The sequence below is a fragment of the Agromyces sp. Y558 genome (assembly GCF_059445415.1).
Window position 1 is genome coordinate 269453 of record NZ_JCAIUH010000003.1, and the last position, 23851, is coordinate 293303.

The window sequence follows — 23851 nt, forward strand, 5'->3', positions numbered from 1 at the left end:
CAATATGACGACCACTGCCTCGACGATCGAGATCCCCGGATACCGCGCCGGCACCTGGAAGATCGACACCACGCACAGCGAGGTCGGCTTCAGCATCCGCCACATCATGATCAGCAAGGTCAGGGGGAAGTTCGACCGCTTCGACGCCACCTTCGTCACCGCTGAGAACCCGCTCGACTCGAGCGTCACCGCCTCTGCCGAGGTCGCCTCGGTCACCACGAACGAGCCGACCCGCGACGCGCACCTGCGCACCGGCGACTTCTTCGAGGCCGAGACCCACCCGACCATCGACTTCGTCTCGACCGGCGTGCGCGTCGAGAAGGGCGACTTCAAGGTCGACGGCGATCTCACCATCCGCGGCATCACGAAGCCCGTCACCTTCGACTTCGAGTTCGGCGGCTTCGGCGGCGACCCCTACGGCAACTACAAGGGCGGCGCGACGGCGAAGACCGTGATCAACCGTGAGGACTTCGGGCTCATGTACAACGCGGCGCTCGAGACCGGCGGCGTGCTGCTCGGCGATCAGGTGACGATCACGCTCGAGCTGCAGGCTTCGCTCGACCAGTAGTCGGCATGGCGGGAACGGCGGTCGTGCACAGCGCACGACCGCCGTTGCCGTACGCGTGCGAGTCCGATTCAGAGTCCGGACCCGCGGATGCGCGCTCGATCAGGCGCGAACGGTGCGGCCGCCGTCCACAGAGAGCACCTGGCCCGTCACATAGCCGGCATCGTCCGAGAGCAGGTATGCGCCGGCTGCCGCGATGTCGCCGGGATTCCCGACGCGTGACTTGATGAAGGTCGCCTTGACGGTCGACTCCTCCATCGCCGCACGGATCTCGGCGGGAAAGCGGTCGTGCAGAATCACGCCGGGGGCGATGGCGTTCGCCCGGACTCCCTGAGCGCCGTAGCGGGCGGCCACGTGTCGCATCAGCGCGTGACCGGCGGACTTCGCCATCGCGTAGGCGACGCGCACGGGCTCGGCGACGTACGCGGCACCCGAGCTCGTGAAGACGATCGATCCGCTGCCACGTTCGATCATTGGCGGAAGCGCCGCGCGGGTGCAGAGCACGTAGCCGCGCTGGTTGATCCGGATGCTCTCGTCGAACTCGTCCATGGGCACGTCGAGCACTCCGTGCTCGGGATCGCCCGACATGCTCGCGAAATTCACGTGCAGGCCGTCGAGACCGCCGTAGGTGGCGAGGGCCAGCGACACGGCGGAGCCGACGGACGCCTCATCGGCGCCGTCGAGTCGGGTGGCGACGATCGAGCCGCCCTCACCGCGGATGCCGGCGGCGACCGATTCGACGCCGTCCGTGTCGATGTCACCCAGAACGACATTCGCGCCCTCCGCCGCATAGCGTTGCGCAAGCCCGGCTCCGATGCCGCCCGATCCCGCGATCAGGATGGTCTTGCCGTCGAGTCTCTTCATGGATTTCGATCTCCTTGTCCTCTGTCGATTTACGAGACGAATAGTCTCATAAATGTCGAGGCTAGCAGTCGAGGTCCACGGGAATACGGGTGCGGTGCGGTGCGGAGTCGCTCGAAATCAGTGTTCAGGGGCGACCGGCTGCGCCGCCGCGCCGTGCAGGATGAGGTCGACGAGTCCCTCCGTGCTGGTGCCGCCCGGCCGCCGGGGGTTGGCGATTCGGTGGAAGACAGCACCGAGCAGTGCGTCGGCGATGATCTCCACGTCGGCGTCCGATCGGAGTTCCCCGAGTGAAACCGCCCGTGCGAGGCGTTCCTCCAGTTGCTCGTGCAGGGGCGCGATCATGAGATCGTGCTGCCTGATTCCCACCTCCTCGTCGGCCGCCGCCGCAGCCACGAGGGCGCTGCGCAGCGCGGCTGCCCCCGGCGCGTTCAGGGCCGCCGAGATGGCGTGAAACGTCGATCTGAGGTCGGTCTCGATGTCGGAGGAGTCGGCGACGGATATCGGGAAGTACGAGATGTTCCCGTTGACGATGCCCTCTGCGACGACAGCGCCCTTGGTGCGCCACCAGCGGTAGACGGTCTGTTTCGAGACTCCGGCGCGGGTCGCGATCCGCTCGACGCTCAGCGCGTCCCAGCCGATCTCGGGGAGGAGATCACGTGTGGCGTTCAAGATCGCGGTGCGAGTCGATTCACTGCGCGGGCGCCCGCGGGCAATGGTGGCCATGCACGAAGAGTAGCGGGGGTCACGGCTCCCGGCCGATCGTGCCGGCGTTCACTTCGCAGTGCCGACCTCGCCGAGCTGCACCGCCCAGAACCGCGCCCATTCGCGCAGCCTCGGGGTGAACGACGCTGGGTCGAGCGGGCCCTCGAATCCGTCGAGCGTCACGGATGTCGCGCGTGCACGCTTCAGCGTGCGCCAGAGTCCGATCACCCGGCCGCTCTGCACGAGCGTCGGCTGGAACACTCCATTGCCACCGGGAACCACCCGGGGCGCATGAACAGGGTCGCAGACCGGGTCGCGGTCTCGATAGCCGAGATAGTACTCGTCGAACGCCGCGAGCGCGTGGCGGCCGGCAGCCCGCGTGGGTGAGGGCGTCGACGTGAACCCGGCTCCGACCTGATCGACGGGGTCGGCGACGACATGACGCTCATCATCGAAGGCGGCGACCGCGTCACCCGCGTCGGCGAGCGCCGCCCGCGCATCGGTGAGCGTGACTCCGCTCCACCAGGCGAAGTCATGCACGGTGGCAGGTCCGTGACCACCGAGGTACGAGAGGAAGAGCGCGACGAGCGTCTCACCGCGTTCCGATGCCGGCGCGCTGCGAGGCGACCACTCGTCGAGCAGCACGAAGCGCTGCCCGCGACCCTCGACCGGTCCGCAGCAGAGCACCCCGTCGTGGGCAAGCCACCAAATCAGGTGGTACCCGCGCTGGCCGGCGGTCGAGATGCCACCCGCCTGCCAGGCGGCCTGCAGTTCGTCACGCGAGAGCGAGCGGCCGCCCACGAGTTCGCGTTCCGCGATGTCGCGGGCTGCGGAGTAGACGTCGGCGTCGAGCTCGAGCTCCCGATGGGTCGCGGCGGCGCGCTGCATGATGCGCGGCCCCGTGATCGCGAGGATGTCGCGCAGCGATTCGGCCGGCACGAGGTGGAGGGTGCCGCGCATCGGCCAGGAGCGGAGCACCTCGCGGGACTCGATCGCCGCATCGACGTCGGCGGCGACCGAACCCCGCACCCGAGCGCCGACGACCCACTTCGACGCGGCGAAGTCCTGCGCCTGCACAGCGCCGAGTCGCCGCACCGCTTCGACGGCCGAGGGCAGCCCTCGGGCGAGGCCGTGAGATTCGAGTCGGGCAGCGCGAACGCGGGCGTCGCTGGCGAGATGCGGCATGGTCCGAGTCTGGCGGATGCCTGAGACATCCGGTCGCAGACCCTGTATGGCTGCTGCCCGGGCACCCGAGCGGGATAGACTGGGAGGCTGTGCCGCTCGGCACGCCATCCCACCCTTGTTCCTTCGGAGGAATCCCGTGCTCGCCGTCCATGATCTCGAGATCCGCATCGGTGCGCGCGTGCTGATGGAGCACGTCGACTTCCGCGTCTCCGACGGTGACAAGATCGGCCTCGTCGGCCGGAACGGCGCCGGCAAGACTACCCTCACGAAGACACTGGCGGGCGAGACGCTGCCCACCGGGGGCCGTATCGACCGCGGCGGAGAGATCGGCTATCTGCCGCAGGATCCGCGCTCCGGAGACCCCGAGATGCTCGCCCGCACCCGCATCCTCGATGCCCGCGGACTCGGGCAGATCGCCCTCGGCATGCACGAGGCCTCCCTGAGCATGGGTGATTCCGACCCGGCGACCGCCGAACGCGCCATGAAGAAGTACGGCAACCTCACCGACCGTTTCAATGCGCTCGGAGGGTACGCCGCTGAAGCCGAGGCCGCTTCGATCGCATCGAACCTGAATCTGCCCGACCGCATCCTCGACCAGCCGCTGAAGACGCTCTCGGGTGGCCAGCGACGCCGCATCGAACTCGCCCGCATCCTCTTCTCCGCCGCCGAGACGATGATCCTCGACGAACCGACGAACCACCTCGACGCCGACTCCGTGGTCTGGCTTCGCGAGTTCCTGAGGGGCTACCGCGGCGGCGTCATCGTCATCTCGCACGACGTCGTACTCATCGGCGAGATCGTCAATCGCGTCTTCTATCTCGACGCCAACCGCTCGGCGATCGACATCTACAACATGGGGTGGAAGCACTACCAGCGTCAGCGCGCCGCTGACGAAGAACGTCGCAAGAAGGAGCGGGTGAACGCCGAGAAGAAGGCCGGCGTTCTGCAACTGCAGGCCGCCAAGTTCGGTGCGAAGGCCTCGAAGGCCGCCGCGGCGCACCAGATGGTCGCCCGTGCCGAGAAGCTCCTCGCGGGCCTCGACGAGGTGCGCGCCGTCGACCGCGTGGCGAAGCTGCGTTTCCCGACTCCGGCGCCGTGCGGTCGCACGCCTATCACCGCATCAGACCTTTCGAAGAGCTACGGCTCGCTCGAGATCTTCACCGCCGTCGACCTTGCGATCGACCGCGGGTCGAAGGTCGTCATCATCGGCCTGAACGGCGCAGGCAAGACGACCCTGCTCCGCATCCTCGCGGGCGTCGACGAGCCCGACACCGGTGTCGTCGAAGCCGGCCACGGCCTGCGCGTCGGCTACTACGCGCAAGAGCACGAGACGATCGACGTGAAGCGTTCGGTGCTCCAGAACATGGTCAGCGCATCACCGAACCTCACCGAGACCGAGGCGCGAAAGGTGCTCGGCTCGTTCCTCTTCACGGGCGACGACGTGCACAAGCCCGCCGGAGTGCTCTCCGGCGGTGAGAAGACCCGCCTCGCGCTCGCGATGATCGTCGTCTCGGGTGCGAACGTGCTGCTGCTCGACGAGCCGACGAACAACCTCGACCCGGCGAGCCGCGCCGAGATCCTCGACGCGCTCGCGCACTACGAGGGCTCGGTCGTGCTCGTCTCGCACGACCCGGGCGCGGTCGAGGCGCTGAACCCCGAGCGGGTGCTCATCATGCCAGACGGCACCGAAGACCATTGGAGCCGTGAATACCAGGAGCTCATCGAGCTGGCTTGACCTACCGCCGGTCGAGCACGCCATCTTCCAGGTCGGCGTCGGTGTCGCGCTTCGGCTGCTTCGGCTCGCGGCGTGGTCGCGTGGCGGTATCGGTCGAACCGGATGCCTCGGCAAGCCCCTTGCGCTCCTGGTTCGCAGCCCACCCGAGCCCGATGAACGCCAACAGGGCGAAGACGTACCACTGCAACGCGTACGAGAGATGCGGGCCCTCGTCGCGCTCGGGCCGCGCCGCTGCGAGCGGGGGCTCGCTGCCGTCGGCCCCCGATTGCACGAGCACGCCGTAGGCCGCCGTGTAGCTCGGCTCGCCGATGCGTTCGGCGAGCTCGGCGAGATCGATGGTCGCGAACTCGATGCCAGTCGACGTGCGTCCTGAGATTCGACCCTCACTGGCTTTCAGCCGAGCCTCGACTTCGACCTCTCCGGCGGGCGGCGCCGGCACCTCGCTCGGGCGCCCCTCGGAGTTCTGGGCGATCCAGCCCCGATCGACCATGAACACGGTGCCGTCGTCGAGGCGGAAGGGCGTGATCACCTGGAATCCGGTGCTGCCCTGGAACGGCCGGTTGCGCACCACGACCTCTTCATCGGGGAGATACTCACCGGACAGCGAGACGACCTGCCAGCGCTGGTCGATCTCGAACGCCCCCGGATCGGGCAGCGCCTCGGCCACGGGCAACGGTTCGGCGTCGTAGTTCGCGTCGATGCGGGCGACCTCGGCGAGCGCCTCGGCACGCCGATTCAGCTGCCACGTACCGAGCGCCGAGCAGACGATCGCGAAGATGATCGTGAGCAGGAGGTAGCCCGCCCAACGGCGGTGAAGGAGGAAACGCCACTCGTTCATCGACGATCCTCCTTCGCGGCATCCGCTCGCTCGTCGCCGGACTCGTCGAAGGCCGCCACCGAGACGGGGAACGACCGCGCCTCGAGGAACCCGCGGAGGTACTCGACGTGTTCGTCGCAGGCGAGCCAGGTCTTGCTCCGGTCGCCGGTGTGGATGCGCGGATTGCGCCAGTCGATGCGCCAGGTCGCGGACTCCCGGCATTCCGCGCGCGAGCAGACCCCATGGTCGGGCGACGCGCCCAGGCCACCGATCATGCGGCACCACGCTCGTCGTCGTGAGCGTCGTGAGCGTCGTTCGCGGGTTCGGCCGGCGCGTCTGACGGGGCGGCAGGAGGCGGGGGAATGAGCGGCACGATGGCGCCGGGGCGGAGCACCTCGGATTGCGGGGGCGACGTGCCCACGTTGGCGAGGACCACTGCGAAGTACGGCAGGAAGATCGCCCCCACGGCGCACACGGCGAGCCACCAGCCATCGACGAAGAGCATGGCGACGATGCACAGCATACGAATCGACATCGCGATCGAGTACTTGATCATGCGCGACCGCCGCTCCGCCTCGGGCGATGGCGGCAGCGAGGTGATCGACGGCTGCTTCATGGTGGTGGCCGTGGTCTGCGGCGCTCCTCTGCATTCAAGCCTACGTCCGTCTGAGGGCGGCGGATGCCCCGATTCGACCAGCCTCTAAACTGGAACGGGTCGATCGGCCCGACACCCAGAAGGAGACGCACGCATGACGACGAGCCGCACCGTTCTCGTGACCGGGGGCAACCGCGGGATCGGGTTCGCCATCGCCCGCGAGTTCATCGCACAGGGGCACCGCGTGGCCGTCACGGCGCGCTCGGGCGCGGGCCCCGAAGGGTCGCTCACCGTGCGGGCCGACGTCACCGACGCGGCATCCGTCGATCAGGCCTTCACCGAGGTGGAGGCCGCGCTCGGTCCCGTCGAAGTGGTCGTCGCGAACGCGGGCATCACGCGCGACATGCTCGTGCTGCGCATGAGCGAAGAAGACTTCGCGAGCGTCGTCGACACCAACCTCACTGGAGCGTTCCGCGTCGTCAAGCGTGCCTCGAAGGGCATGCTGAAAGCGCGCTTCGGCCGTATCGTGTTCATCTCGAGCGTCGTCGGGCTCTCCGGCTCCGCCGGCCAGGTCAATTACTCGGCGTCGAAAGCGGGGCTCGTGGGCATGGCCCGCTCGCTCACCCGCGAGCTCGGGGCACGGGACATCACGGCGAACGTCGTCGCGCCCGGCTTCATCGAGACCGACATGACCGACGAGCTGCCCGAGGCGCAGCAGGCGGAGTACAAGAAGCGCATCCCGCTCGCCCGTTTCGCCTCGCCCGACGAGGTCGCGAAGGTCGTCGCTTGGGTCGCAGGCGACGACGCCGGGTACATCTCCGGCGCCGTCATCCCCGTCGATGGCGGCTTCGGAATGGGGCACTAGGGCAGCGCCGCGCCGCGCCGACCATTGACCTGTCCGAGTATCGCGGGGCAGACTTGGGCCACTCGGGTCGAATTTCGACATCCGGTGCAGGTTCAGTTCGGGGGAACGATGAATCGCGCGGCGAAGCGTCTCCTGGTTCTGCAGTGGCGAGCGTTGGCGAGGGGGAGCCATGTCGGAACAAGCCGAAGCACCGAAGCAGGCCAGTCCGGGTCGGGGATGGATCTGGATCGTCGTCGCTATCGCCGTCGTCCTCGGCCTGATCGCGGGGGTCCTGGGCGGCGTGCTCGGACAGCGGCTCGTCGCCGCACCCGTAACGTCTGCGACATCTGAGCCCTCGGCTTCTGTCGCCATCGCCGATGGCAGCGTGTGCGATGCGACACAGGTCTCCGATGAGGTGCTTCCGGCGGTCGTGACGATCTCGGCGAGCGGCGAATCCGGAAGCGGTGTCGGCACCGGCGAGATCATCAGCGACGACGGCTACATCGTCACCAACAACCACGTGATCTCGCTCGCTGCCGAGGGCGGCGAGATCATCGTTCTGTACAGCAGCGGCGAGACCGCCCCGGCGACGCTCGTCGGTCGCGACCCGCGGGCGGACATCGCCGTGCTGAAGGTCGAGCACCCGTCGGCGCTGCCGACGATCGAGGTCGGCAGCTCGGCGGACGTCGCCGTCGGGCAACCGGTCGTGGCGCTCGGCGCGCCGCTCGGACTCTCGGGGTCGGTCACCGCCGGCATCGTCAGCGCACTCGGGCGCGACGTGACCGTGCCGAGCGACGGCGACCAGACCACCATCCTCACCGGTGCGATCCAGACGGATGCTGCGATCAACCCTGGCAACTCGGGCGGCCCACTCGTCGATTGCGACGGCCGGTTGATCGGCATCAACACGGCGATCGCTACGGTGCCGAATGCCTCAGGGGAGGCGGGCGGCGGCAGCGTGGGCATCGGATTCGCGGTCCCCGTCGATCGCGCGATGTCGATCGTCGAGCAGCTCATCACCACCGGAAGTGCGAGCTACCCGTACTTCGGGGTCGCGGTCGCCGCGATCCCCGCGAGCGCCGCAGCAGACTTCGGTGTGGAGGGCGGCTTGTTCGTGGTGTCGGTCGTCGCAGGCGGCCCCGCCGATGAGGCGGGAATCCGTGCCGGCGACGTCATCGTCGAAGTGAACGGCGAGCCGGCGACCCGTCCCGAGGCCTTGACGGCGATCACGCTCGAAGCTCAGGTCGGAGACGAGGTGGAGATCGGCTACCTGAGAGACGGGACTCCAGAGACGGCGACGGTCACACTTCAGGAAGCGCCACAGGGCTGATCGGTGGAGGACATCTGGGTTGTCGCGGGAATCCTCGTCTTGGGGCTCACACTCCTCGATGTCTTCCTCACTGCGCTGAACTATGACGAGGCGGGGTTCCTCGCCGGGCGACTCGCCGCCTGGCAATGGGCGCTCGTGCGGCGCGGAACCCGTCGACTGTCGCGCCGTTGGAGACCCGTCGTTCTCCGGCAGGTCACGGGATTGCAGATCCTCATCACCGTCGTCACATGGCTCGCTGGGGTGATCGTCGGGTTCGGCTTGATCTACTTCGGCTTGATGAGGGGCCAGAACTTCCTCTACGACGGTGTGGACGGGAATCCGTTCAGCGCGATCTACTTCAGCGCCGCGCAGCTGTCGACCGTCGGAACGTCGCAGCTGACGCCGAACACCGACATACTCCGCGCACTCTCGATCCTCGAGACGCTCACCGGCGTTGTGCTCGTCTCGTTGATCCTCACGTTCCTGCTCGGCATCTATTCCGTGATCAGTGATCTGCGGGCGCTCTCGGTCCAGTTCTACAGCGCGGGTCCCGGGGTAGGGGAGCCGATCGCGAGCCTCGAGCCCTATTTTCCCGAAGGGAAGTCCCGCGGTCTGGACTCGCACCTGCAGAGCATCGCCGACTCCTTCAGTGCGTACACCGACGGCGTTCGGCTGCACCACTCCGCGTACTACTTCCAGAGCGGACGAGACACGTTCTCGCTGCCGTACTCGATCAGGATGATGGCGGGAGTCATCGGTGCCCTGCGCTGGGGGCTGCCGACGGGCAATCCGGTGACCCAGGAGCCGTCGCTGTTGCCCCTGACGGCGCAGTTCGACGCATTCCGCCGATATCTCCAACCGCTCTTGCGGTGGAAGAGCGAAGACGTGCCGGCCACGGTCGAGTTGGAGGAGTTCCGCCGTCAGGTCACCGAGGACGAGAAGACTCGAACCGACGAGCGACGACGCAGGAACCGGCACCCCATCGACCCCTGGGTCGATCGATTCATCCAGCTGAATCACGACATGGCCGATCTCGTGCACGGGACCGCGCTGACCGACGTCGATGAGGCGTACGCGCGTTATGTCGAATGGCTGCCGTTCGCCTACCGTTCGCAACAGTTCAGCGCGGCGGTCAGTCATGACCTCGACTACCAGCCCGTCTACTCCGACAGCGATGAACCGCTCTCGGTGCTGATTCCACCCGCTCCCAAGCCTCGCGGAACGCAGCGAAGCGGGGTCCGCGACTTCTTCTCGCGGCGGCTCACTCTCGTCGATCCGGGAAACATCCGCTTCTTCCAGGCCCTTCGTGCGCTGATCGCGGCAATCGTGACCGTGCTCGTGATCGTGGCGGTGTTCACGGTGCTGAAGCTTCCGGTGATGCCGGCCGCGGTCTTCGGCGGCATCGTCGCGATGTTCGCCGGATCGGGATCGAGGTCAGCTCACGGCGCCGCGCGCCTCGCCGGGCTGCTCGCAATCGTGCCGGTGCTGATCGCAGTCGTGCTGAACGTCGTCGTACCGCACGATTCGTTCCTCACGACCGCGGTGTTGGTGGTGCTCGCCGTGGTCGGAGTGTGGGCCTCCACACTCGGACCCGCGATCGGCGGCCTCGGTCAATTGCTGTTCATCACCTACTACTTCACCCTCCTGATGCGCTTGCAACCGGGCGAGTTCGCCGAGTTCGCCCTCGCCGGAGCGATGGGCGTGGTCATTGCGACGATCGCTGCACTGTCGCGGAGTCGGGGGATGGAGCGCAAAGCGGTGCTCGCCGGAGTCCGGGCGTTCGAGATGCGGGTCGCTTCGACCATGGACCCGGTCATCGACACCGTTTCGGCCGCCCGCTGGGAGCCGGATCTCGTGCGACGCGTGCGGACCGAACTCGCGCAGACCCATCGCAGTGCGTCCTTCCTCACCGGCAGGCTCAGCGGCGTCGACGGCTCCGTCGGGCTGACACAGGAACAGGCGGATGTGCTGAGACTGCGCGTCTTCGACGCGGAACTCGCCCTCGTCAACATGGTGGACGCGGCGAAGGATGCGACCGGTTCGCGCATCCCGATCGAGGTCAGATCACGGCTCGCGGGAGACCTCGAGTCGGTCCAGGCACATATTCGCGGGTACTCGCCGACTCCGGAGTGGGCGGCGGCGGAAGGTGCCGTATCGGCGTCGACTGCCGGCGACTCCGCGGGGAGCGGCAACGACCCCGCGTCGGCTGGCGCCGACTCGACAGCGACCGGCGACGAGGCGGATGTGACGCCGACCGCTCTCAGCCTCGAGGCTTCAGAGCGCTGGCCGGAGCAGGCACGCCGACTGGTCGGCGCGATCGCCGAACTCGAGGTCTCTCTCGACGCCGTGCAGTCGACCAGGAGCGACGACCTCGTGTTCTCCCGTTCCGAAGCCGAACTCGAGACAGCCGAAACCGGAGACACCGGCGACACCGGCGTCGACGCCGAGACGGTGTCGGAGGCCGATACCAGCGGCTCCCGTGGCGGACCAACGAGTGAGGTCCGCCGAGCCATCCAGGCGGGTCTCTCGACCGGTCTGGCTCTCCTCGTCGGGTCGACCGTGTCGCCGAGCTATCAGTATTGGGCGGCGATGCCGGCGTACATGACGCTCGGCGGAACCGACGGCGAGACGTACTCGAAGGGGGCCCGCCGGATCCTCGGCACGATTCTCGGTGCCACGGTAGGCTTCGGCATTGCGCTCGCCACCGATGGCAACGAGTTCGTGGTGCTGCTCGTGCTCGCGGTCTGCGTGTTCGCGACGATCTTCTTCCGGGCCACTTCGTCGCCGTTGTCGAGCTTCTGGCAGACGATGATGTTCGCCCAACTCTACGAGTATCTCGGCAAGCTCGACAGCGAGACGATCGAGCTGCGGGTCGCCGAGACGTTGATCGGTGCGGTCATCGCGCTGCTCGTGGCTGCACTCGTGCTCCCCACCCGCACGAGGACCCGACTTGCGCAGGACTCGCTCCGCCTCGTGCGTTCGGTGCAGGCGGTCACGGACATGTCGCTGGCCCGGCTGCGCGGCGGAGCAGCAGCCACCAGTGTCACCACCGAGAAACTGCGAACCGCCGAGATGGCGATGACGGATCAGCTCCGAGTCGTGCAGAAGACCGCTGCACCGCTGCGCCGCAGCTCCGGTTCTCTCGACCCGAGCGGTGTCGAAGCGAAGCTGACCGGCTATTGGGCGCTGCTCTACTACACTCGCCACCTCGCGCAGACGACCGTGCATCCCACGCGCTCGTCGCCGTTGACGTCGGATCAGTGGGAGCACTTCGAGACGGTGACCGACGGCAACTTCGTCGCTCTCGAGACGATGCTCGACAACGGCGTCGCACAGCCGGTGCAAAACGATCTCGGAACGGCCGACCTCGACGAGATCGAGTTGCCGGCGTCGATCGAACGAGCAGTGCGGTCCCTCGAGCGCATCAACGGCACGGTCTCGCTGCTCGTCGCGGGCGACGGCACTGGAAGCCCGAGGCGTATCCGGCTCGGCCGAGAGCAGGAAGGTTGATCTTCGTGTACACGTCGTGAAATTCCGCGCGACCATGCGGCTCTCGGGGCCCGGAGCGACAAGAGCTGGCGGCATTCTGGTGAAAGGCGTAGGGTCGGGACTGCATTACCGACCTGGGGGGGCCAGGCCGAATCGGCAGTTTTGCATTGGGGGGGACCGTGAATCTCACACCGCGCGAGATCGAGAAGTTGTACGTGTACCAGGTCGCAGACTTGGCACGGAAGCGGCGCGAGCGAGGCACCAAGCTCAATCTGAGTGAGGCCCAAGCGCTCATCAGCGAGGCCATCCTCGAGGGTGCCCGTGACGGTAAGAGTGTCGCGGAGTGCATGGAGCTCGGAAAGAAGATCATCGCCGAGAAAGACTGCATGGGCGGTGTGCGCGAGCGTCTGGCGCTCCTTCAAGTCGAGGCGACATTCCCTGACGGGAGCAAACTCGTCTCCTGCCACGATCCGGTCGGCGTCTGACATGGGTCGACCGACCAACTCGCTCGCGACGTTGGTGCTGGTCGGCGGACACGAAAGCGCAAACGGCGCGGCTCTCGCATTCCTCGCGAGTGACATTCCCGGACTGGTCCTCACGACCGCCGGGCGCCGCCTTCATCAAGTGACCGCACGGGCCCTGACGCAGTCGACCGATCCGGTCGTCGTGCTTCCGATGACGTTCGGGCGCAACCCAGCGCTGGTCGCCGACGTCGCCAAGACGCTGGACTGGTTGTCGCGCGAAGCCGAAGGGCGCATCGCGCTCGCGGACGACTTCGGCACGCCCGATCATCTGACGGCATGGCTCCGAGCTGCGGCAACGCAGATCGAACGCGACTCGCCCGAAGCAGGGATGCTGGTAGCCGCGGCGGCCGCGAACCCGTTCGACGATGCCGATGTCTTCCGCACCGTGCATCTCGTGCGAACCCACGGGTCGGGCATCGAGGTCGAGGGCGGCATCATCGGCTCGAGCGAAGACCTGGCGAAGTCGGTCGATCGTCTTCACCGTCTCGGTTCGGAGGAGATCGTCGTGGTGCCCGCGGGGTTCCAGCGTGACTCCAACGCGGACTTCGGCGTCGGGGCGCTCGAGGGGGTCAGGTTCTTCGGTCCGCTCATGTCGGAGCAGGCCGTGCTCCGGGTGGTTCGCGACCGGCGTGAAGCCGCTCTCGAACGACTCCGTCACGGGCGCAACGGCATCGACGTCGGACTTCAAGCCGACCACGGCCACGGATACGCCCACTCGCACGCCTTCGAGGAATCTCAGGGCCACACGCACAGCCACGGCGGTGCACCCCACTCGCATGGTGGATCGTCGCACCCGCACAGCGAACTCCTCGCGCGTGACCCCGCAACCGACGAACATGCCGCCGAAGACAACCACTCGCACGGCACGCTCGTCCACGAACACTGAACGGAAAGAAAGAAGGACGCATCATGCTCGGAAGTCCGAAGTATCAGCACCGAAGCGAAGAGATCGAGATCAACGCAGGCCGACACAGCGTGACGCTGAACGTCAGCAACACGGGCGATCGCGCGGTGCAGGTCGGTTCTCATTTCCACTTCTTCGAAGCCAACAAGGCTCTGCTCTTCGACCGGGAGGCCGCGTACGGCATGCACCTGGACATCCCGGCGGGCACCGGTGTCCGGATCGAGCCTGGCGACACCAAGGAGGTGACGCTCACCGCATTCGCCGGGTCGCGTCACATCATCGGCTTCAACGGACTCGTCGACGGAGGTCTTGACGCAGAGGCGACCAAGATCAAGGCGATCGCCTTGGCCAACGAACTGAACTACCAGAACGGAAAGCCGAAAGCTCGCACCAGTGCTGCCAAGGGCAGTGCAGCCGCAAAGGGGAAGAAGTAATGGCGATCATCTCTCGCAAGCAGTACACGGATCTCTACGGTCCCACCGTTGGCGACCGGGTGCAGCTGGCCGATACCAACCTCGTCATCGAGATCGAAAAGGACTACAACGAGGGCCACTACGGCGACGAGATCGTCTACGGCGGAGGAAAGACCGCCCGCGACGGAATGGGCGCTGATCCTCAGGCCACCGGAGCTCAAGGGGTGCTCGATCTCGTGATCACCAACGCGGTCATCCTCGACCCCATCCTCGGGGTGGTCAAAGGCGACATCGGAATCCGCGATGGCAAGATCGTCGGCATCGGCAAGTCGGGCAACCCGCACCTGCAGGGCGGCGTCGACCCACGGCTGATCGTGGGGCCCGGCACCGAACTCCTCGCCGGCGAGCATCTGATCGCCACTGCGGGAGGCATCGACGCCCACGTGCACTACGTGTCACCGCAGCAGGCGGAGGCAGCTCTGTCGAACGGGATCACCACACTGTTCGGTGGCGGCACCGGTCCGACCGACGGCACCAACGGTGTCACCACGACCCCGGGTGTCTGGAACCTCCATCGGATGCTCGAGGCGGCGGATGGCCTGGCGGTCAACACCGGATTCCTCGGCAAAGGCAACGGCTCCCTTCCCGACGCACTGATCGAGCAGATCGAGGGCGGCGCCGCCGGGCTCAAGGTCCACGAGGACTATGGGGCAACCCCAGCGGCACTCAGCAACGCGCTCGACGTCGCCGACCGCTACGACGTGCAGGTCTCGGTGCACACCGACAGCCTGAACGAATCGGGCTTCGTCGAGAACACGCTCGATGCCATCAACGGTCGAACGATCCACACCTTCCACTCGGAGGGTGCGGGCGGTGGGCACGCCCCCGACATCCTGAAGATCACGGGACATCCGAACGTACTGCCGTCGTCGACAAACCCGACGCTGCCGTACACGGTCAACTCGGTCGACGAACTGCTCGACATGGTCATGGTGTGCCACCACCTCTCGCACGACATCCCCGAGGACGTCTCGTTCGCCGACTCTCGAGTCAGGGCCGAGACGATCGCTGCTGAGACCGTGCTCCACGACGAAGGAGTGATCTCGATCGTCTCCTCCGACTCGCAGGCGATGGGCCGGGTGGGAGAGTCGTTCATGCGAACCTTCCAAGTCGCGCACCACAACAAGGACCAGCGCGGAAAGCTCCCTGAGGACTCGAAGGACAACGACAACTTCCGAGTCCTGCGCTACCTCGCCAAGATCACCATCAATCCGGCAATCACGCAGGGGATCTCCGACTACATCGGTTCGCTCGAAGACGGCAAGATCGCCGACATCGTGTTGTGGCCGGTCGACTCGTTCGCCGTCAAGCCCAAGCTGATCGTGAAGGGCGGTCTCATCAACTGGGCGCTGATGGGCGAGCCGAACGCCTCGCTGCCGACGCCGCAGCCGGTCTTCTACCGGCCGATGTTCGGATCGTACGGCAAGGCGCAGACGAGCACGCGCATCACTTTCATGTCGAAGGCGGCCATCGCCAACGGGGTGCCGGAGAAGCTCGGCCTGGAAAGCATGATCCTGCCGGTCAAACGCACCCGTGAGCTCGGAAAGGAACACATGGTGCGCAACGGTGTCACGCCGGTCGTCGAGGTCGACCCCGAGACGTACAAGGTCACGTACGACGGCAAGCCGGCGACGATCGAGCCGGCGAAGTCCCTTCCACTCACGCAGTTGTTCTTCCTTGCGTGAGGTCGGAATGGGGGTCTCGGAAGTGCAGCAGCTGCTGACGAGTCTGCAGTTCTCCGACTCCGCGTTCCCCAGCGGGTTCTACACGATGTCGCACGGGCTCGAAGGGTACCGTCAGGCGCATCTGGTCGGCCCGGGCGATGTGCAGGAACTGTTGACCGAACTGCTCGTGCACTCGGTGGGCCCCGGCGATGCGACTGCACTCGCCGGGGCCCACCGCGCGGCATCCGTGTCGGACTGGAACCGCGTCGAGGAGATCGACCAGTTGTTGTTCGCCTCGAAACTGAACGCGGAAATGCGCACGGCCTCCGTGCGGAGCGGGCATCAGTTCACCGATCTCGCGAGCGAGGTGATCGGCGGGGCCGGGCTCGCAGAGTACGGCCGCAGAGTGACGGCCAGAACGACCCCGGGATGCCAACCGGTCGCGGCGGCGGTCGCATATGCGGAAGGTGGCGTTGCGACCGAGCGGGCGGTCGTCTCCGACCTGTTCGCCTTCTCGGTGAGTTTCGTCGGCGCCGGACTCAGGCTCAGGCTCACCGATCACCGCAAGGCCCAGGTGATCCTGCGCGCGATCGCACCCGTCATCGAGGAGGTCGCCGGCGACGCACTTGCACGAGACCCCGACGAGCTCGGCGGGTGCGCACCGGTGGCCGACATCATGTCGGCCCAGCACGAACGGGCCGAGGCGCGGCTCTTCGCCAGTTGACCGAACGGAACGAGAACGTGATCAAACGTCGAAGCAACGAAGAGGGAATGAGGAACTCATGAGGGACAACGTCTTGAGAATCGGCATCGGGGGACCGGTCGGATCGGGCAAGACCGCGCTGGCGGAAGCGCTGGTGCCGATCCTGATCGCGGCCGGGCGCACGCCGGGTGTCATCACGAACGACATCTACACCCAGGAGGACGCCCACCACGTGCGTCGTGAGCTCGCGGGAATCCTCGACCCCGAGCGTGTGGTCGGGGTCGAGACCGGCGCATGCCCGCACACGGCCGTGCGCGACGATCCGACGATGAACCTCGCCGTCGGGGCCGAGATGCTCGAGCGGTTCCCTGATATCGACACGCTCATCTACGAGTCGGGCGGGGACAACCTCACTCTGACATTCTCGCCCGCCCTCGCCGATATCTTCATCTTCGTGCTCGATACCGCGGAGGGAGAGAAGATGCCGCGCAAGCGCGGCCCTGGCATCACCGACTCCGACATCCTCGTCATCAACAAGATCGACATCGCGCAATATGTGCGCACCGACCTCGCGGTGATGGAGAGCGATGCCCATCGCGTACGCGAAGGCCGGCCCGTCGCCTTGACGAACTCACTGACCGGCGAAGGGCTGGAGGAGCTCCACGCCGAGATCATGTCGCAGTGGAACGGCAGCAGATCCGAGCTCGTCGGATGAGCGTGACCGTCCCCGTGCCGGTGCCCGCCCCGGAGTTCCCGGGAGGGTACCGGCTCCGGCCCGAGCACTACGAGCCCCGCCGGGTTCCGGCGGAGGTGCTCCGGCACGCCGGCACGCCGGCGATGCTCCCAGTCGGGAGCCCGGGAAAGGTCGGGGTGCTGCAGCTGCGCTTCGAGCGCACGGGGCCGCGTACCGAGCTCGTCTCGCACTATCAGAAGTCGCCGCTGCAGATCATGCGCCCGCTCTACTTCGACCCCGAGCGACCCGACATGCCGCACACCTACCTGATGTCGACGGGTGGCGGCATCGTGCAGGGAGACCGGCTGCGGACCGATCTCGAGTTCGGGCCGGAGACGTCGGCTCATATCACCACGCAAGCACAGACGCGCGTGTACAAGTCGGAAACCGACTATGCCTCCGCGATCATGAACCTCACGGTGGGGGCGTCGGCATTCGTCGAGTACCTTCCCGACCCGGTCGTGCCGTTCGCCGGTTCGCGGTTCACTCAGCAGACGTCGGTCGTGCTCGACGAGACCGCCACACTCGTGGTCGGTGAGCAGGTATATGCGGGCAGGCTCGCCTACAACGAACGTCACGACTACGAAGTGTTCGCGTCGGACTTCGAGGTGCGACGGCCGGGGGGCCGTATCGTCGCCGTCGACCGGGTGCGCCTCTGCCCCGAGCGCCGCGGCGTCGGCGGCACCGCGGTGCTCGCCGATCACGACATCCTCATCTCGTTGTACGTCTTCACACCGCTCGTTCCGCCGGCCGAGATCGCGGAATGCCTGCGAACGGTGCTCGACGGCATGGCCGACGACGACCTCGTCTTCGGTGTGAGCGCGCTGCCGGGCGATACGGGCGCTTGGATGCGACTGGTCGGAAACGACCCGGTCGCCGTCGCGCGGGCATGGAGCGCGACATCCGCTGCAGTACACGAACTCCTGACCGGCCGCCGTGCACCGAAGTCGAGAAAGACCTGAGAGAAGGAGCAGACACCATGAGGATTCAGCGTTCATCTCCTGTACGGCGGTATCGCGGCGAAAGGTCACGGCGATGACCACGGCATCGGCGTCGGCAGCACCGACGCACGTCGGGTCGTTCCAGAATTGGCTGCTGGCATTCGTCCATGGCCCCTCGCAGATCTACTTCCAAGCGAACATCTGGACGGGGTTGCTCATCCTCGCCGCATTCGTGGTCGCCGACTGGCGCATGGCCATACTCGTGGTACTCGGCTGCGTGGCGAGCATGCTCGCCGGTCGATGGCTCGGGGCGAAGCCCGATAATGTCGTCGCCGGCATGCAGGGCTTCTGCGGGGCACTCGTCGGAGCCGCGACCTTCTCGGCGCTCGGGGGCGATCAGTGGGCCAGCTATCCGATCGCGATCGTGGGTGGGCTGATCTGCGCCCCCGTGACGTGGTTCGTGGTCTGGGTCTTCGCACTGAAACCGATGCAGCGGTTCGCGCTGCCGTCGACCACCGCGCCGTTCTGCATCGTGGCGACGGGCATCCTGCTCACGACGGTTCCGCTGCACGTGAGTTCAGCGCCACTGACCGTTGCCGACTCGGCCGTCGAGGCGTTCTTCCGTTCGCTCTTGACGAACGTGTCGCAGGTCGTGCTGATCGACAACATCTGGTCGGGCGCGCTGATCCTCATCGGCCTGTTCATCGCAAGCTGGAAGGTCGGAGTCGCCGCAGTCGTGGGAAGCGTCGTCGGCAGCCTGTGCGCGCTCTCGGTGGGGGAGACCCTCACCGAGACGGCGAACGGTCTCGCCGGTTACTCGGGCGTGCTGACCGCGATCGCACTCGCGGTGGTGTTCCTGCAGTCGAGCACCATCTCATGGATTCTCGCGGTGATCGGCACCATCGTGACCGCGTTCGTGACCCTCGGCATGCATCACCTGTCGGGGCCGACGTACACGTGGCCGTACATCCTCACGACCTGGGTGTTCTTGATCATCGCGGCGTTCATTCCGCAGGCCAAACGCACCTGATCGGGCGACATCTCGGGGCTCGCGTGAACGGCTGAACCCCCGGGTCTCGGAGGTTCAGCCGTTTCTCGGATCGTCCACGGAGCCGAGAGGCGACCGTCGGGAAACTCAGATCGAAAGGCCGATCCAGAACCCGAGGCCTGAGGCCGCGACGCTGAACACGAGCATGAGAACGCCGCTGATGAACGACTGTGCATACCGTCGCTGCTTGATCAGCTGAACCGTCTCGTAGCTCGCCGTGCTGAACGTCGTGTAGCCGCCGAGGAATCCCGTGCCGATGATGACGCTGAGGTCGGTCGGCAGGAGGTGCGTCATCGTGAGTCCGGTGATGAAGCCGAGCACGAGGGATCCCGACACGTTGATGATGGTCGTCGCCCAGGGGAACGCCGTGTGCAAATGCGAACGGATCGCCCCGTCGACGAGGAAACGCACGCCGGCGCCGAGTCCGCCGGCGACGGCGAGCAGGAGGAGGAGCCAGAAGGTCATGAGGTGGCCTCCACCTTCGTCGTGCGTGCCTTCCAGGAGCTGAACGCGGAACCGGCGATGATGCCGAGCCAGGTTGCGAAACCGCCCACGACGACGGTGCCGAGCGCATAGAGCACCGATGCTCCCACTGAGCCGTGATGTATGAGGACCACGGTGTCGGTCGCCAGCGAGCTGTACGTGGTGAACCCACCGCAGAATCCCGTTCCGAGCAAGAGCTTGAGGTTCTTCGCCGTCGAACTCGCGGGGCCGAGGAAGGTCACCCCGGAGTAGAGATACCCGAGGAGGAACGCACCGACGACGTTGATGATGGGAATCGCGATCGGAACGTCGCCGAGATTCGGGATCGCGAGCGAGAGCAGCTCGCGCGATGCGGCTCCGAAGGCTCCGCCCAGCACGACGAGACCGATCGGCGCCCACCTGAGGTGAGGCGGCCGTGCGGCGGTCATCAGCTGCTCCCCGGGAGCGCTGACGGAACGTCGGGGGCTCGCGCGGGGATGACGACGACGGGGCGCAATTGCTGGTGCACCAATTGCACACCGATCGAACGGTTGAAGAACTCCTGGATGCTCCCACCGATGGAGCGTTCGTGACTCCCGACCACGATCATCGATGCATCGAGCGTGTCTGCGAGGTGGCCGAGCGCACGCGCGATGTCGCCGGGCAGCACAAGCCGGCGCCAGACGACGTCGGAGTCGGCGAGGATCTCGCTGAGCGCCGCGCCGAGTTCCGCATCGAATTCGGCTTCGCTTTCATCGGCGTAGTCGGGATCGAGTGACGAACTCGTGACGGAACCGTCGTCGGCCTCTGCAACGGCGAATCGTGCCGGATTCACGTGGGCGCACACGAGTTCGGTGCCGAACCGCTTTGCGAACGACGCAGCGTGCAGAACCACGACCGGCGGCTGACCCGGTGCGACACCCACCACGACCGGATGCGAATGCTGACTTTCCCCCCGAAACGTCATGTGCGCCATGCTACGCAGCTCCGACGACAGGGTCAACGGGCCGAAGGGCCATCGCGGCGCGAGGTCAGCCGGCGATGGATGTTGCCCGCGCGGGCCTGCCGAGCAGCGCGAGCACACTCGACAGGTCGGCGCGATCGATCGCGACATCCGCTTGCGCACGCACGATCGGCTTCGCGCAGAAGGCGACGCCGAGCGCCGCGCGCTCGAGCATCTGCAGGTCGTTCGCTCCGTCGCCGATCGCGACGGTGCGCCGGAGCGGGATGCCGCTGGCCGTCGCCCATTCGACGAGCGCCCTGGCTTTGGCGTCGGCGTCGATGATCGGGCCGTCGACGAGACCGGTCAGTCGGCCGTCGACGATCTCGAGTCGATTCGCCCGGCAGAAGTCGAGTCCGAGGCGCTCGGCGAGCGGATCGAGCAGCTCATGGAACCCGCCGGAGACGACGCCAACACGCCCGCCGGCGGCGTGCACGCCCGCGATGAGTTCATGCGCCCCGGGCGTGGGTGTCATGCGCTTGCGCGCTTCCGCGAGCACGCCGACCTCGAGGCCCGCGAGCGAGGCCACCCGCTCGCGCAGGCTCTCTGCGAAGTCGAGCTCACCGCGCATGGCGCGTTCGGTCACGGCGGCGACGTGGTCGAGGGTGCCCGCCGCTTCGGCGAGCAGCTCGATCGCCTCTTCGCGGATGAGTGTGGAATCCGCATCGAGCACGACGAGGGGGCCGCTCGCGCGGCCGGTGGTGCCGGCACTCACGCGCTCGCCCGAACCCGTGAGCCCTTGCCGACCACGGTGATGCCACTGTCGGTCACGATGAATCCGCGGGCGAGGTCTTCAGCGCGGTCGACGCCGATGCGGGCGCCGGCATCGACGACGACCTCCTTGTCGAGGATCGCGCGTTGCACGGTGGCGCCGGCGTCGATGCGCGCCCGGTCGAAGAGGATCGAGTCGGCCACGTGCGCGCCCGAGCCGACGATCGCCCAGGGCCCGATGACGCTGCGTTCGACGTGCGCGCCCGAGATCACCGAACCGAGCGAGACGATCGAATCGATCACGGTGCCGAGCGTGCCGCGGGCGTCGCGCGTGAACTTGGCGGGCGGCGAATTGAGCTGCTGGCTGAAGATCGGCCACTCGCGGTTGTACAGGTTGAAGACGGGCAGCACCGAGATGAGGTCTTGGTGGGCTTCGAAGAAGGAGTCGATGGTTCCGACGTCACGCCAGTAGTACCGGTCGCGGTCGGTCGAGCCCGGCACGTCGTTGCGCTGGAGGTCGTAGACGCCGGCGGCACCCTGCGAGACGAACGCCGGAATGATGTCGCCGCCCATGTCGTGGCTGGAGTCGGTGCGTTCCCCGTCGCGGAGCACCGCGTCGATGAGAGCGTCGGCGTCGAAAACGTAGTTGCCCATCGAGGCGAGCACCTCATGAGGCGAGTCGGGGAGTCCGACCGGGTCACTCGGCTTCTCGAGGAAGCGGTGGATGCGCGCTGGATGCGATGGGTCGACCTCGATGACACCGAACTGGTCGGCGAGCGAGATCGGTTGACGGATCGCGGCGACCGTTGCCGCCGCGCCGGACTCGACGTGCGCGTCGATCATCTGGTCGAAGTCCATGCGGTAGACGTGATCGGCGCCAACCACGACGATGATGTCGGGGCGCTCGTCGTAGACGAGGTTGAGGCTCTGCAGGATGGCATCGGCCGAACCCGAGAACCAGCGCTTCCCGAGGCGTTGCTGGGCCGGCACCGAGGCGACGTAGGAGTTCAGGAGCCCACTCAGACGCCAGGTCTGCGAGACGTGGCGATCGAGGCTGTGCGACTTGTACTGGGTGAGCACGACGATCTGTCGCAGGCCCGAGTTCAGCAGATTCGACAGGGCGAAGTCGATCAGGCGGTACTGTCCGCCGAACGGCACCGCCGGCTTCGCGCGGTCTTCTGTGAGGGGCATGAGTCGCTTGCCCTCGCCGCCGGCGAGGACGATGCCGAATACCTTGCGCGTCGCCATGCCACAACTGTAGCCAGCGGCGAGCGGGAACGGGCAGCGAAGTCGGAGCGTGACGGATGCCGCTGCGCTACGTTTGCTGCATGCGCGTCGACCTGCTCACCCGCGAGTATCCGCCCGAGGTCTACGGGGGCGCTGGTGTGCACGTCGCCGAACTCGTGCGTGCTCTCCGCCGTTCGATCGACGTGCAGGTGCGCTGCTTCGGCTCGCCGCGTACCGAGGCGGGCACCACCGGCTACCCGACGCCGGCGGAGTTCTCCGCTGCCAACCCGGCGCTCGGCACGATGAGTGTCGACCTGCTCATGGCGGGTGACGTTGCCGGCGCCGACCTCGTGCATTCGCACACGTGGTACGCGAACTTCGCCGGGTTCACGGCGAAGCGACTGCACGGCGTGCCGCACGTGGTGACCGCGCACAGCCTCGAGCCGCTGCGGCCGTGGAAGGCCGAGCAACTCGGCGGCGGGTACCGGCTCTCATCGTGGGTCGAGCGCGCCGCCTTCGAAGACGCCGACGCGGTCGTCGCAGTGAGCGAGGGCATGCGCCGCGACATCCTTCGCGCCTATCCCTCCATCGACCCGGAACGGGTCGGCGTGGTCTACAACGGCATCGACCTCGTCGACTGGGCACCGCGCAACGATCCCGATACGGTTCGCACGCTCGGCGTCGACCCCGACCGTCCGTCGATCGTCTTCGTGGGGCGCATCACCAGGCAGAAGGGGCTTCCGTACCTCCTTCGCGCTGCGCGCCTGCTGCCCGCCGACGTGCAACTCGTGTTGTGCGCCGGCGCTCCCGACACCGACGAGATCATGGCCGAAGTCACGTCGTCGGTCGAAGCCCTTCGCGCCGAACGGGGCGGCGTGGTGTGGATCGACCGGCACCTACCGCGCGCCGAACTCACCGCACTCCTCACGGCTGCGACAGCGTTCGTCTGCCCATCGATCTACGAGCCGCTCGGCATCGTGAATCTCGAGGCGATGGCGTGCGGGGCACCGGTCGTCGGCACCGCGACCGGTGGCATCCCCGAGGTCGTCGATGACGGTGTCACGGGCGTGCTCGTGCCGATCGAGCAGCTCGACGACGGAACGGGCACCCTCGTCGACCCCGATCGATTCGTCGCAGACCTTGCGGCGGCGCTCACCGCGGTCGTCGCCGATCCCGCGCGCGCAGCGGCCATGGGGGCTGCCGGGCGACGTCGCGCTGAGACGCACTTCGGCTGGACGGCGATCGCCGAACGCACCCTCGAGCTCTACGAAGGGGTGCTCGCCGCACGTTGACCCGCGAGTGGCGCGGGCGGGCGCGCTCCCTGCGCCAAGCGACCCCCTCGCTGCCGATAGCATG

The 23851-nt window shown here is 67.1% G+C and carries 25 protein-coding genes; 14 read left to right on the plus strand and 11 right to left on the minus strand.

Features of this window, described 5'->3' with window-relative positions:
* The first annotated feature begins 4 nt into the window (after positions 1–4).
* Positions 5–568, plus strand: coding sequence for a YceI family protein (locus tag AC1C2T_RS16105; RefSeq protein WP_495353945.1), 564 nt, complete (start codon positions 5–7; stop codon positions 566–568).
* Between the two features lie 99 nt (positions 569–667).
* On the opposite strand, the gene AC1C2T_RS16110 is transcribed toward AC1C2T_RS16105, so the two are convergent.
* The 3 genes from AC1C2T_RS16110 to AC1C2T_RS16120 form a co-directional block, all read right to left on the minus strand.
* Positions 668–1429, minus strand: coding sequence for an SDR family NAD(P)-dependent oxidoreductase (locus AC1C2T_RS16110; RefSeq protein ID WP_495359940.1), 762 nt, complete (start codon positions 1427–1429; stop codon positions 668–670).
* 117 nt (positions 1430–1546) lie between these two features.
* Entirely contained in the window at positions 1547–2152 is a 606-nt protein-coding gene (locus tag AC1C2T_RS16115; RefSeq protein ID WP_495359941.1) for a TetR/AcrR family transcriptional regulator, read from the minus strand.
* A 48-nt stretch (positions 2153–2200) separates the two neighbouring features.
* Complete coding sequence (locus AC1C2T_RS16120; protein WP_495385982.1) at positions 2201–3316, minus strand: winged helix DNA-binding domain-containing protein; 1116 nt, start codon at positions 3314–3316, stop codon at positions 2201–2203.
* Positions 3317–3452: 136 nt separating this feature from the next.
* On the opposite strand from AC1C2T_RS16120, the gene AC1C2T_RS16125 reads away from it, so the two are divergent.
* The gene (locus tag AC1C2T_RS16125; protein WP_495359943.1) at positions 3453–5051 is read left to right on the plus strand and encodes an ABC-F family ATP-binding cassette domain-containing protein; all 1599 of its coding nucleotides are present in this window, start codon (positions 3453–3455) and stop codon (positions 5049–5051) included.
* Between the two features lies 1 nt (position 5052).
* Here AC1C2T_RS16125 and AC1C2T_RS16130 read toward each other — a convergent pair whose 3' ends face one another.
* Genes AC1C2T_RS16130 through AC1C2T_RS16140 form a run of 3 tightly spaced genes read right to left on the minus strand, consistent with a single transcriptional unit; the run spans position 5053 to position 6484 of the window.
* Complete coding sequence (locus AC1C2T_RS16130; RefSeq protein ID WP_495359944.1) at positions 5053–5889, minus strand: SURF1 family cytochrome oxidase biogenesis protein; 837 nt, start codon at positions 5887–5889, stop codon at positions 5053–5055.
* Positions 5886–6143: a hypothetical protein gene (locus AC1C2T_RS16135; protein ID WP_495359945.1), complete on the minus strand. Its 258-nt coding sequence runs from the start codon at positions 6141–6143 to the stop codon at positions 5886–5888. The genes AC1C2T_RS16130 and AC1C2T_RS16135 overlap by 4 nt, the downstream gene beginning before the upstream one ends.
* Positions 6140–6484, minus strand: a complete 345-nt coding sequence (locus tag AC1C2T_RS16140) for a DUF3099 domain-containing protein (protein ID WP_495385983.1) — start codon at positions 6482–6484, stop codon at positions 6140–6142. The genes AC1C2T_RS16135 and AC1C2T_RS16140 overlap by 4 nt, the downstream gene beginning before the upstream one ends.
* Before the next feature lie 133 nt (positions 6485–6617).
* Between AC1C2T_RS16140 and fabG the strand changes: the two genes are divergently transcribed.
* From fabG to AC1C2T_RS16195, 11 genes are all read left to right on the plus strand, one after another.
* Positions 6618–7328: a 3-oxoacyl-ACP reductase FabG gene (gene fabG / locus AC1C2T_RS16145; RefSeq protein WP_495359948.1), complete on the plus strand. Its 711-nt coding sequence runs from the start codon at positions 6618–6620 to the stop codon at positions 7326–7328.
* Between the two features lie 169 nt (positions 7329–7497).
* Complete coding sequence (locus AC1C2T_RS16150; protein ID WP_495385984.1) at positions 7498–8637, plus strand: S1C family serine protease; 1140 nt, start codon at positions 7498–7500, stop codon at positions 8635–8637.
* A gap of 3 nt (positions 8638–8640) precedes the next feature.
* Complete coding sequence (locus AC1C2T_RS16155; protein WP_495385985.1) at positions 8641–12126, plus strand: FUSC family protein; 3486 nt, start codon at positions 8641–8643, stop codon at positions 12124–12126.
* Between the two features lie 158 nt (positions 12127–12284).
* Positions 12285–12590 carry an urease subunit gamma gene (locus tag AC1C2T_RS16160; RefSeq protein ID WP_495359952.1) on the plus strand — a complete coding sequence of 102 codons (306 nt, stop codon included), beginning with the start codon at positions 12285–12287 and terminating at the stop codon, positions 12588–12590.
* A 139-nt stretch (positions 12591–12729) separates the two neighbouring features.
* Positions 12730–13515 carry a sirohydrochlorin chelatase family protein gene (locus tag AC1C2T_RS16165; RefSeq protein ID WP_495385986.1) on the plus strand — a complete coding sequence of 262 codons (786 nt, stop codon included), beginning with the start codon at positions 12730–12732 and terminating at the stop codon, positions 13513–13515.
* Between the two features lie 23 nt (positions 13516–13538).
* Complete coding sequence (locus AC1C2T_RS16170; RefSeq protein ID WP_495359954.1) at positions 13539–13967, plus strand: urease subunit beta; 429 nt, start codon at positions 13539–13541, stop codon at positions 13965–13967.
* On the plus strand, positions 13967–15691 hold the full coding sequence (gene ureC, locus AC1C2T_RS16175) for an urease subunit alpha (RefSeq protein WP_495359955.1): 1725 nt from the start codon (positions 13967–13969) through the stop codon (positions 15689–15691). The genes AC1C2T_RS16170 and ureC overlap by 1 nt, the downstream gene beginning before the upstream one ends.
* Before the next feature lie 7 nt (positions 15692–15698).
* Complete coding sequence (locus AC1C2T_RS16180; protein WP_495359956.1) at positions 15699–16394, plus strand: urease accessory protein UreF; 696 nt, start codon at positions 15699–15701, stop codon at positions 16392–16394.
* 58 nt (positions 16395–16452) lie between these two features.
* Positions 16453–17088: an urease accessory protein UreG gene (gene ureG / locus AC1C2T_RS16185; RefSeq protein WP_495359957.1), complete on the plus strand. Its 636-nt coding sequence runs from the start codon at positions 16453–16455 to the stop codon at positions 17086–17088.
* Positions 17085–18068: an urease accessory protein UreD gene (locus AC1C2T_RS16190; protein ID WP_495359958.1), complete on the plus strand. Its 984-nt coding sequence runs from the start codon at positions 17085–17087 to the stop codon at positions 18066–18068. Before ureG ends, AC1C2T_RS16190 begins: the two co-directional genes overlap by 4 nt.
* Positions 18069–18141: 73 nt before the next feature.
* A complete protein-coding gene (locus tag AC1C2T_RS16195; protein ID WP_495359959.1) occupies positions 18142–19077 on the plus strand; it encodes an urea transporter in 936 nt (311 codons plus the stop codon).
* A 105-nt stretch (positions 19078–19182) separates the two neighbouring features.
* Here the strand turns inward: AC1C2T_RS16195 and crcB are convergent, their stop codons facing one another.
* The 5 genes from crcB to AC1C2T_RS16220 all read right to left on the minus strand — a co-directional run bounded on the left by crcB (position 19183) and on the right by AC1C2T_RS16220 (position 22516).
* Positions 19183–19560: a fluoride efflux transporter CrcB gene (crcB, locus tag AC1C2T_RS16200; protein WP_495359960.1), complete on the minus strand. Its 378-nt coding sequence runs from the start codon at positions 19558–19560 to the stop codon at positions 19183–19185.
* Positions 19557–20006, minus strand: coding sequence for a fluoride efflux transporter FluC (locus AC1C2T_RS16205; RefSeq protein ID WP_495359961.1), 450 nt, complete (start codon positions 20004–20006; stop codon positions 19557–19559). Before AC1C2T_RS16205 ends, crcB begins: the two co-directional genes overlap by 4 nt.
* The gene (locus AC1C2T_RS16210; protein ID WP_495359962.1) at positions 20006–20524 is read right to left on the minus strand and encodes a universal stress protein; all 519 of its coding nucleotides are present in this window, start codon (positions 20522–20524) and stop codon (positions 20006–20008) included. The genes AC1C2T_RS16205 and AC1C2T_RS16210 overlap by 1 nt, the downstream gene beginning before the upstream one ends.
* Before the next feature lie 64 nt (positions 20525–20588).
* Positions 20589–21272, minus strand: a complete 684-nt coding sequence (gene serB / locus AC1C2T_RS16215; RefSeq protein WP_495359963.1) for a phosphoserine phosphatase SerB — start codon at positions 21270–21272, stop codon at positions 20589–20591.
* Positions 21269–22516 carry a glucose-1-phosphate adenylyltransferase gene (locus tag AC1C2T_RS16220; protein ID WP_495359964.1) on the minus strand — a complete coding sequence of 416 codons (1248 nt, stop codon included), beginning with the start codon at positions 22514–22516 and terminating at the stop codon, positions 21269–21271. Before AC1C2T_RS16220 ends, serB begins: the two co-directional genes overlap by 4 nt.
* 80 nt (positions 22517–22596) lie before the next feature.
* Between AC1C2T_RS16220 and glgA the strand changes: the two genes are divergently transcribed.
* Positions 22597–23787, plus strand: a complete 1191-nt coding sequence (gene glgA / locus AC1C2T_RS16225) for a glycogen synthase (protein WP_495359965.1) — start codon at positions 22597–22599, stop codon at positions 23785–23787.
* Positions 23788–23851: the final 64 nt, after the last annotated feature.

Bases quoted from the DNA above. Each gene is read 5' to 3' on its own strand.
- crcB (WP_495359960.1), bottom strand. From the start codon at position 19,560: ATGACCTTCTGGCTCCTCCTCCTGCTCGCCGTCGCCGGCGGACTCGGC.
- AC1C2T_RS16180 (WP_495359956.1), top strand. From the start codon at position 15,699: ATGGGGGTCTCGGAAGTGCAGCAGCTGCTGACGAGTCTGCAGTTCTCC.
- AC1C2T_RS16170 (WP_495359954.1), top strand. From the start codon at position 13,539: ATGCTCGGAAGTCCGAAGTATCAGCACCGAAGCGAAGAGATCGAGATC.
- AC1C2T_RS16130 (WP_495359944.1), bottom strand. From the start codon at position 5,889: ATGAACGAGTGGCGTTTCCTCCTTCACCGCCGTTGGGCGGGCTACCTC.
- AC1C2T_RS16135 (WP_495359945.1), bottom strand. From the start codon at position 6,143: ATGATCGGTGGCCTGGGCGCGTCGCCCGACCATGGGGTCTGCTCGCGC.
- AC1C2T_RS16205 (WP_495359961.1), bottom strand. From the start codon at position 20,006: ATGACCGCCGCACGGCCGCCTCACCTCAGGTGGGCGCCGATCGGTCTC.
- AC1C2T_RS16190 (WP_495359958.1), top strand. From the start codon at position 17,085: ATGAGCGTGACCGTCCCCGTGCCGGTGCCCGCCCCGGAGTTCCCGGGA.
- AC1C2T_RS16110 (WP_495359940.1), bottom strand. From the start codon at position 1,429: ATGAAGAGACTCGACGGCAAGACCATCCTGATCGCGGGATCGGGCGGC.
- AC1C2T_RS16120 (WP_495385982.1), bottom strand. From the start codon at position 3,316: ATGCCGCATCTCGCCAGCGACGCCCGCGTTCGCGCTGCCCGACTCGAA.
- fabG (WP_495359948.1), top strand. From the start codon at position 6,618: ATGACGACGAGCCGCACCGTTCTCGTGACCGGGGGCAACCGCGGGATC.
- AC1C2T_RS16195 (WP_495359959.1), top strand. From the start codon at position 18,142: ATGACCACGGCATCGGCGTCGGCAGCACCGACGCACGTCGGGTCGTTC.
- AC1C2T_RS16210 (WP_495359962.1), bottom strand. From the start codon at position 20,524: ATGACGTTTCGGGGGGAAAGTCAGCATTCGCATCCGGTCGTGGTGGGT.
- AC1C2T_RS16140 (WP_495385983.1), bottom strand. From the start codon at position 6,484: ATGAAGCAGCCGTCGATCACCTCGCTGCCGCCATCGCCCGAGGCGGAG.
- ureC (WP_495359955.1), top strand. From the start codon at position 13,967: ATGGCGATCATCTCTCGCAAGCAGTACACGGATCTCTACGGTCCCACC.
- AC1C2T_RS16220 (WP_495359964.1), bottom strand. From the start codon at position 22,516: ATGGCGACGCGCAAGGTATTCGGCATCGTCCTCGCCGGCGGCGAGGGC.
- glgA (WP_495359965.1), top strand. From the start codon at position 22,597: ATGCGCGTCGACCTGCTCACCCGCGAGTATCCGCCCGAGGTCTACGGG.
- AC1C2T_RS16115 (WP_495359941.1), bottom strand. From the start codon at position 2,152: ATGGCCACCATTGCCCGCGGGCGCCCGCGCAGTGAATCGACTCGCACC.
- ureG (WP_495359957.1), top strand. From the start codon at position 16,453: ATGAGGGACAACGTCTTGAGAATCGGCATCGGGGGACCGGTCGGATCG.
- AC1C2T_RS16105 (WP_495353945.1), top strand. From the start codon at position 5: ATGACGACCACTGCCTCGACGATCGAGATCCCCGGATACCGCGCCGGC.
- AC1C2T_RS16150 (WP_495385984.1), top strand. From the start codon at position 7,498: ATGTCGGAACAAGCCGAAGCACCGAAGCAGGCCAGTCCGGGTCGGGGA.